The organism is Streptomyces sp. SID14478 (assembly GCF_010548525.1).
Classification (GTDB): Bacteria; Actinomycetota; Actinomycetes; order Streptomycetales; family Streptomycetaceae; genus Streptomyces.
In genome coordinates, this window is the sequence record NZ_JAAGMG010001353.1 from 1 (window position 1) to 6,479 (window position 6,479).

The window sequence follows — 6,479 nt, forward strand, 5'->3', positions numbered from 1 at the left end:
AGCCAGTCGCGTCGCGGGGTGCGCGCCCGCGCCGCCACGGCCACCGCGAAGACGACGGCGCCCAGCGCCGGGGCGCCGAGGTACTCGGCCCGCGTCGTGGACGGCACGATCGGCACGGTGAAACCCACCAGGTGCCCGACGCCGAGCACCGCCACCACCCCGGTGACGACGGCGGCGAAGACGAGCAGCGCGTCGAAGAGCCGCCCGAGCGCGGTGAGGTAGTGCCCGGTCAGCGCGTCCTGCACGGCGCTGACGAAGGTCACGGTGGGCAGCAGGCCGAGAACGCCCGCGACCACGATGGCCTGCACGGCGTGCGCGGGCGCGATCCGGCTGACGGCGAGGGCCATGACGGCGGCAGGCATCGAGGCGACGGCGAACCGGTAGAACGCGGGGACGCCGTTGCGCCCCAGCCATCCGCTCAGCAGCGCCCCGAGCAGCCCGGCCACGAACGAGCACAGGGCGGTGAGCAGGCCGCCGCCGAACACGGTCCCGCCGCCCGCGGCCACGAGCCCCGTCTGCACCGGCACCCGCCACCGCGCCCAGCGCCCGCGGGCCGGTGGTGCGTCGAGTATCCGGTTGGCCCCCGCCTGCGCCTCCTCCAGCGACAGCTCGCGCTCGCTGATCCGGGCCACCAGGGTGTGCAGGCGCCCCAGGGTCCGGAAGTCGGTGGCGTGCTTGCGGATGACGCGGCTCGCGTGCAGCGGGGTCAACTCGCCGGGCGCGTGCGCGGACAGCGAGACCTGGGCGAGCGTGACGCTCGGCTCGCAGTGGCTGAGCCCGTACGTCTCCGCGGTGACGAGCATCCCGGCGACCGCCTCCTCGGCGGAGGCCCCGTACGACAGGAGCGCCTCGCCGATCCGCATCGCGAGATCGGCGACGCGTGCCGCGTAGGCCTCCATACCGCCCCGGCCGTCGTCGTGCAGCGGTTCACCGGCGTACCCGTAACTTCGCGTCGGCTCCAGGCCGCGCAGCCGCGGCAGGGCCTGGGTCAGCCAGGGAGCGGGGGAAGCGGGGATGTCGTTCCTCACAGCCATACGAAACGAGCGTAACGGACATTTAGCCCATATGGCTGTTGAGGTGAGCGAGCACGGACAGCACCCGCCGGCGCCCACTCTCGCCCGCCTCCGGGCCGGGCTTCGCGAAGACGTTCCCGATGTGCTTGCTGACGGCCCGCTCGGAGACGACGAGCAGCGCGGCAATCGTCACGTTGTCCCGCCCCTCGTCCAGCGCCGGCCGCGTACGGCGACTCTTCCGTGACAGGCGGGCTCGCGGACTCACGGGCGCTCTCCGGCTACGTCACGTAAGCGGCGGAACTCCTGCTGAGTGACCTGACGACGAACACGATCGCCGTACTCTCCGAAGCCCCAACTGGCGTCCCACTACGCCGAGTAGAGCTGGGGGCGACTGGTTCTCGTGGAGGCGCTGGCGGGCGCCCGAAGCTCCGAACCGCGCGCGTGCGGATCCGGCGCGGTAGAGGTGTCGTTGCCGGGTGGGTGAGCCGGTGGCGGGTGGGGGGTCCGTCGCTTTGCGACGGTGGGGTGGCGAGGGTGGTTCGAAGTCACCTCTCCGCCGGTGGGCGCCTTTTTATTGGATTGCGTGGCTGGTCTCCGGTGGCGGGTTGAGCTACCTCCGATTCTCTCGTCGATGTCGAACGGCCGCCTTGGGCTGGCTTTCGTCGGCTAAGGCTCTGGGTGGAAGGGGAGAGAGTCACCATTTCCTCAAAGGCCCTTCGGTCGAACTCGCCACTCGACGTGACGGGTTGGGTGGCACGTATGTGAGGTGGTGACGGTGGGAAAAAGACGCAGCTACGGGGTGGGGTGGGGGAGGCCGGTCCGTTGGCTGCTGGTGTGTGAGTGGTGGATGTGACGACAGAGGCATCGTCGACGGGTTCGTGGGTGGTTTAGGACATCCGCCCGATCTGGCGGGTGTCCTAAACCCTCCACGAGCCGCACCAGAGAGACGGAAGCGTCACATGTGACGCGTGTGACGACCCCAGCCCCCCACCAGCCGCACCCACCCCACGAACCCCACCACCCCTCCCTCTAGCTGCGTCTTTTCTTCCCCACCGTCACCACCCCACATAGCGGCAGACAACCAGCCACAGGGAGTGGCGGGTGCGACCGAAGGGCCTTTGAGGAAATGGTGACTTGGGCCCCTTCCACCCAGAGCCTCAGGCTACGAAAGCCAGCCCAAGACGGGCGGCGCGACGACACTCGACAATCGGAGGTAGCTCAACCACCCACCGGAGACCAGCCACGCAATCCAATAAGAAGGCGCCCACCGGCCCGACACTCGACTTCGAACCACCCTCACCACCCCACCGTCGCAAAGCGACGGACCCCCCACCCCACCAGCCGGCTCCCCACCAATCGGCTCCCCGCAAGGCCTCATGTCGGGTCCGGCAGGTTCAGCTGCGCGAGTCGGATCGGGTCGGCCGGCACCGCGTCGTGCGCGTCGTGTCGGCCTCTCGACCACACCGTCCCGGCGTAACACGGCGCCCGCGTTCGCCAGGGCCCCGGTCGGCGGTTCGCGTCGGGCGGGGTTCCCGGCGATGTTCACTCCTTGCGGCCCGTCACCGCCACCGTCACGCCCAGCCCCACCATCGCGAGCCCACCCGTCCCGCCGACCATCGCGAGGCGGCGCGGGGAGCGGGCGAACCAGGCGCGGGCCGAGGACGCCGCGAGGCCCCAGACGCTGTCGGAGGCCACCGCGATGGCGTTGAAGACGAGGCCGAGGAGCAGCATCTGCAGTGCGGTGTGGCCCGCTTCCCGGTCGACGAACTGGGGCAGGACCGCCGCGAAGAAGACGATCGTCTTGGGGTTGGCGACGCCTACCGCGAAGCCCTCCCAAAGGGTGCGCAGCGAACCGGCGCCGGGGCCGTCGGCATCGGCGCCCTTCGCGAACACCGTTTGCAGCGACCGGCGTTGACGTATCGCCTTGATGCCCAGGTAGACGAGGTACGCCGCACCCAGCAGCTTCAGCGCGGTGAAGACGACGATCGAGCGCTCCACGACGGAGCCGACGCCGAGGGCCACGGCGACGACGAGCGTGTACGCGCCGAGCGTGTTGCCGATCACCGTCGTCAGCGCGGCGCGGCGGCCCTGGGCGAGGGCGCGGCCGACGACGAACAGGACGCTCGGGCCGGGGATCACGATGAGGAGGAAGGACATCGCCGCGAAGGCGAGGAGGCGATCGGTGGACATCATGCAGTCCATGGAGCCATACGTCGGTGGCCGGTGCCGCCGAATTTACGTACGCGGACGCATTGCCCGCCGCGGCCGGAGGGCCGCACGCTGCACCTCATGACCGACGGACTTCTGCTCTCTCCCGGCGCCGGTCGCAGGATCGAGGCGGCCGGGATGACGCTCAAGGTCGGCGTGGAGCACACGCCACGGTGGTCGATGTTCGAGGCCGGGATCGGGGTCGGTTTCGACGTGGGGGCACATCTGCACCAGGAGGCCGAGGAGGTCTTCTACGTCCTTGAGGGCGAGCTGGACCTCCTCGCGTTCGAGCCGCTGAAGCGGACCGGCGGGGACTGGCAGACCTGGGAGTCGCGGGAGGGCGCGAAGGTGCTCCGCGGCGGGGCGGGCAGTGCGATGTACGTGCCCGCGGGCTGCCCGCACGCCTTCGCCAACCCGGGGCCCGCCCCGGCCCGGCTGCTCTTCCTGGTGGCGCCCGCCGGGCACGAGGACTACCTGAGGGAGATGGGTGAGCTGATCGGCAGCGGCGCGCCGTCGGCCGACGCGGTCGCCGCGCTCCGACTCCGGTACGACATCGAGCAGTTGACGCCGCTGCTGCCGGGGCGACGCCCCTGACTCACACCAGCCGCCGCGCCGTCGCCCACCGCGTCAGCTCGTGCCGGTTGGAGAGCTGGAGCTTGCGCAGGACGGCCGAGACATGGGACTCGACCGTCTTCACCGAGATGAAGAGCTGCTTCGCGATCTCCTTGTACGCGTATCCGCGGGCGATCAGCCGGAGGACTTCCCGCTCGCGCTGCGTCAGGCGGTCGAGGTCCTCGTCCACCGGCGGCGCGTCCGTCGAGGCGAACGCGTCGAGGACGAAGCCGGCCAGGCGCGGCGAGAACACCGCGTCGCCGTCCTGGACGCGGAAGATGGAGTCGACGAGGTCGGTGCCGGTGATCGTCTTCGTGACGTAGCCCCGCGCCCCGCCGCGGATCACGCCGATGACGTCCTCCGCCGCGTCGGACACCGAAAGGGCCAGGAAGCGGACCGGGTTCTCGGCGTCCGCCATCAACTGGGCGCTGCGGCGCAGGACTTCGACCCCGCCGCCGCCGGGGAGGTGGACGTCGAGGAGCACCACTTCGGGGCGCGTCGCCGTGATCACGGTGACCGCCTGGTCGACGTCGGCCGCCTCGCCGACGACCTCGACGCCCGTCGTCTCCGTGCGGCCGATCTCTGCCTGGACCCCGGTGCGGAACATGCGGTGGTCGTCGACGAGCACGACCCGGACGTGGCGCCCGGGCCCCTGGTCCACTGCCTCGGTCTGTTCCGTCATGACGTCTTCTCCGCCCTCTTCATGGTCAGTTCGACCTCCGTGCCGCCGTCCGGGACCGCCCGCAGCCGGGCCGTCCCGCCGTTGCGTTCCATCCGGCCGATGATCGATTCCCGTACGCCCATGCGGTCGACGGGGATGGAGTCGAGGTCGAAGCCGGGTCCTCGGTCGCGTACCGACACGAACACCTCGCCCCCCGCCCCGGTCCCTTCCACTTCCGCGAAGACCTGTACCGCTCCGCCCTCGCCACCGTACTTGGCCGCGTTCACCATCGCTTCCCGCGCGGCCTGCATCTGTGCGCGCAGTCCCTCGTCGAGCGGGCAGTCGCCGACGACCACGACCTCCAGGGGGACGCCGTGCTTGTCCTCGACCTCGGCCGCATGGCGCTTGACGGCCTCGGCGACCGTCTCCGGCTCCTGGGGGTTCTCGGCGGCGGCCGGTTTGTACAGCCAGGCCCGCAGGTCGCGTTCCTGGGCGCGGGCCAGCCTGCGGACCTCCGCGGGGCTGTCCGCGTTGCGCTGGATCAGGGTGAGGGTGTGCAGCACCGAGTCGTGGACGTGGGCGGCCACCTCCGCCCGCTCCTGGGCGCGGATGCGCATCAGCCGCTCCTCGGAGAGGTCCTGCGTCATGCGGATCAGGTACGGGCCTGCGAGCAGGGCGATGCCGACCAGGACCGCGAGCGCCGCCTGGAGGATCGAGCCGAGGTGTTCGGTGGCGCCCTGCGTGACGAAGATGCCGGTGACGCCCGCGCCGACGAGGACGACTCCGGCCGCGGCGCGGGCCAGGCTCAGGGTGCGCTTGCGGCGGCCGACCTCGGCCCAGCGGGCCCTGCGCGCGTTGTCGGCCTGGCGCCACACGAGGGCGACGCCCGCGCCGACGAGGACGGCGGGGACCAGGTACGCCTTCGCGTTCCCGGTGAGGTTCACGTTCTGGACGAAGATCATCGCGACGACGACCATCAGCAGCAGCGCGAGGAGCTGGCCCTTGTCGGGGCGGCGCGCGACCAGTCTGCGGCGTCCGTCGGCGGCCGTCTCGGTGGTCAGCACGGTGGGCCGGCCGGCCCCCACGCCGCCCACGCCCAGCGGCACGAAGAACCAGAACGCCGCGTACAGCAGCCCTCCGAGGCCGTCCGCCATGAACAGGCCCACGAACACCAGGCGCACCCAGATCACGGGCAGCCCGAGGTGCCCGGCGAGCCCCCGCGCCACTCCGCCGAGCCAGCGTCCGTCGCTGCTGCGGTAGAGCTTGCGCGGCGGCCGCGGGTCTCGGGCGTCCCGCGTCTCTTCGGTGCGGGGGACGGACGCTGCTTCCGGCATGCCACCGATCGTCACACGGCGGACGGGGCGCGGGCATCAGGGTCGATCCCGGATACGTCCCTGATCTCCGGGTCCGCCGGGGTACGGACCCGGGGACTCAGGGACGATCTCAGGGTCCGGCCAGGGTTGTCCCGACTCCCGCGGGCGGCCCGCGCCCGTCACCATGGACGTATGACGGAGCACGCCTCTCACGACACGGACCGGGCGACCGCCCGGGACGCCGACACCGGGCCGGACCGCTTCCCCTTCCGCAGGGACCGGCGGCACAAGACGCTGGGCGGCGTGTGCGCGGGCCTCGGGCGGACCTGCGACATGGACCCGGTGATCTTCCGGATCGGCCTGTCCGTGCTCGCCGTGACCGGCGGCGTCGGCCTGATCTTCTACGGCTTCGCCTGGCTCTTCGTGGCGTACGACGACGAGGACGAGAACGAGTTCAGGAAGCTGCTGACCGGCCGGGTCGACGGCCCCGGGCTGGCGGCCATCGTCACGGCCCTGGTCGGCTGCGGCGTCTTCCTGTCGATGCTGAACAACGGCGGCGCGCTCACCTTCGCCGTCGTCCTCGCGCTGCTGCTCGCGGGCGCCGGCTACTGGTCGCAGGCGCGCCGCGCCGCGGACCCCGACCCGGTCGCCGCGCAGGCCGTGGCCGACGCG

At 71.6% G+C, this 6,479-nt stretch carries 6 protein-coding genes and 1 pseudogene; 2 read left to right on the forward strand and 5 right to left on the reverse strand.

Annotation, left to right across the window (positions count from 1 at the left end; genetic code table 11):
• The 3 genes and pseudogenes from G3I40_RS43220 to G3I40_RS43230 form a co-directional block, all read right to left on the reverse strand.
• Positions 1-1,034, reverse strand: a 1,034-nt coding sequence (locus G3I40_RS43220) for a threonine/serine exporter family protein (protein ID WP_164560269.1), incomplete at its 3' end; no start/stop codon positions are given.
• Between the two features lie 22 nt (positions 1,035-1,056).
• Positions 1,057-1,227, reverse strand: a pseudogene (locus tag G3I40_RS43225) (DNA-binding response regulator); the annotation flags it as partial.
• Positions 1,228-2,555: 1,328 nt separating this feature from the next.
• The gene (locus G3I40_RS43230; RefSeq protein WP_164560270.1) at positions 2,556-3,206 is read right to left on the reverse strand and encodes a LysE family translocator; all 651 of its coding nucleotides are present in this window, start codon (positions 3,204-3,206) and stop codon (positions 2,556-2,558) included.
• A gap of 96 nt (positions 3,207-3,302) precedes the next feature.
• Between G3I40_RS43230 and G3I40_RS43235 the strand changes: the two genes are divergently transcribed.
• On the forward strand, positions 3,303-3,815 hold the full coding sequence (locus tag G3I40_RS43235) for a cupin domain-containing protein (RefSeq protein WP_164560271.1): 513 nt from the start codon (positions 3,303-3,305) through the stop codon (positions 3,813-3,815).
• A gap of 1 nt (position 3,816) precedes the next feature.
• Here G3I40_RS43235 and G3I40_RS43240 read toward each other — a convergent pair whose 3' ends face one another.
• Entirely contained in the window at positions 3,817-4,515 is a 699-nt protein-coding gene (locus G3I40_RS43240; RefSeq protein WP_164560272.1) for a response regulator transcription factor, read from the reverse strand.
• Complete coding sequence (locus tag G3I40_RS43245; RefSeq protein ID WP_203645844.1) at positions 4,512-5,828, reverse strand: ATP-binding protein; 1,317 nt, start codon at positions 5,826-5,828, stop codon at positions 4,512-4,514. Before G3I40_RS43245 ends, G3I40_RS43240 begins: the two co-directional genes overlap by 4 nt.
• Before the next feature lie 171 nt (positions 5,829-5,999).
• On the opposite strand from G3I40_RS43245, the gene G3I40_RS43250 reads away from it, so the two are divergent.
• Positions 6,000-6,479, forward strand: a 480-nt coding sequence (locus G3I40_RS43250; protein ID WP_239092290.1) for a PspC domain-containing protein, incomplete at its 3' end; no start/stop codon positions are given.

Coding starts and splice junctions, on each gene's coding strand:
- G3I40_RS43230 (WP_164560270.1), bottom strand. CDS start 3,206: ATGATGTCCACCGATCGCCTCCTCGCCTTCGCGGCGATGTCCTTCCTC.
- G3I40_RS43235 (WP_164560271.1), top strand. CDS start 3,303: ATGACCGACGGACTTCTGCTCTCTCCCGGCGCCGGTCGCAGGATCGAG.
- G3I40_RS43240 (WP_164560272.1), bottom strand. CDS start 4,515: ATGACGGAACAGACCGAGGCAGTGGACCAGGGGCCCGGGCGCCACGTC.
- G3I40_RS43245 (WP_203645844.1), bottom strand. CDS start 5,828: ATGCCGGAAGCAGCGTCCGTCCCCCGCACCGAAGAGACGCGGGACGCC.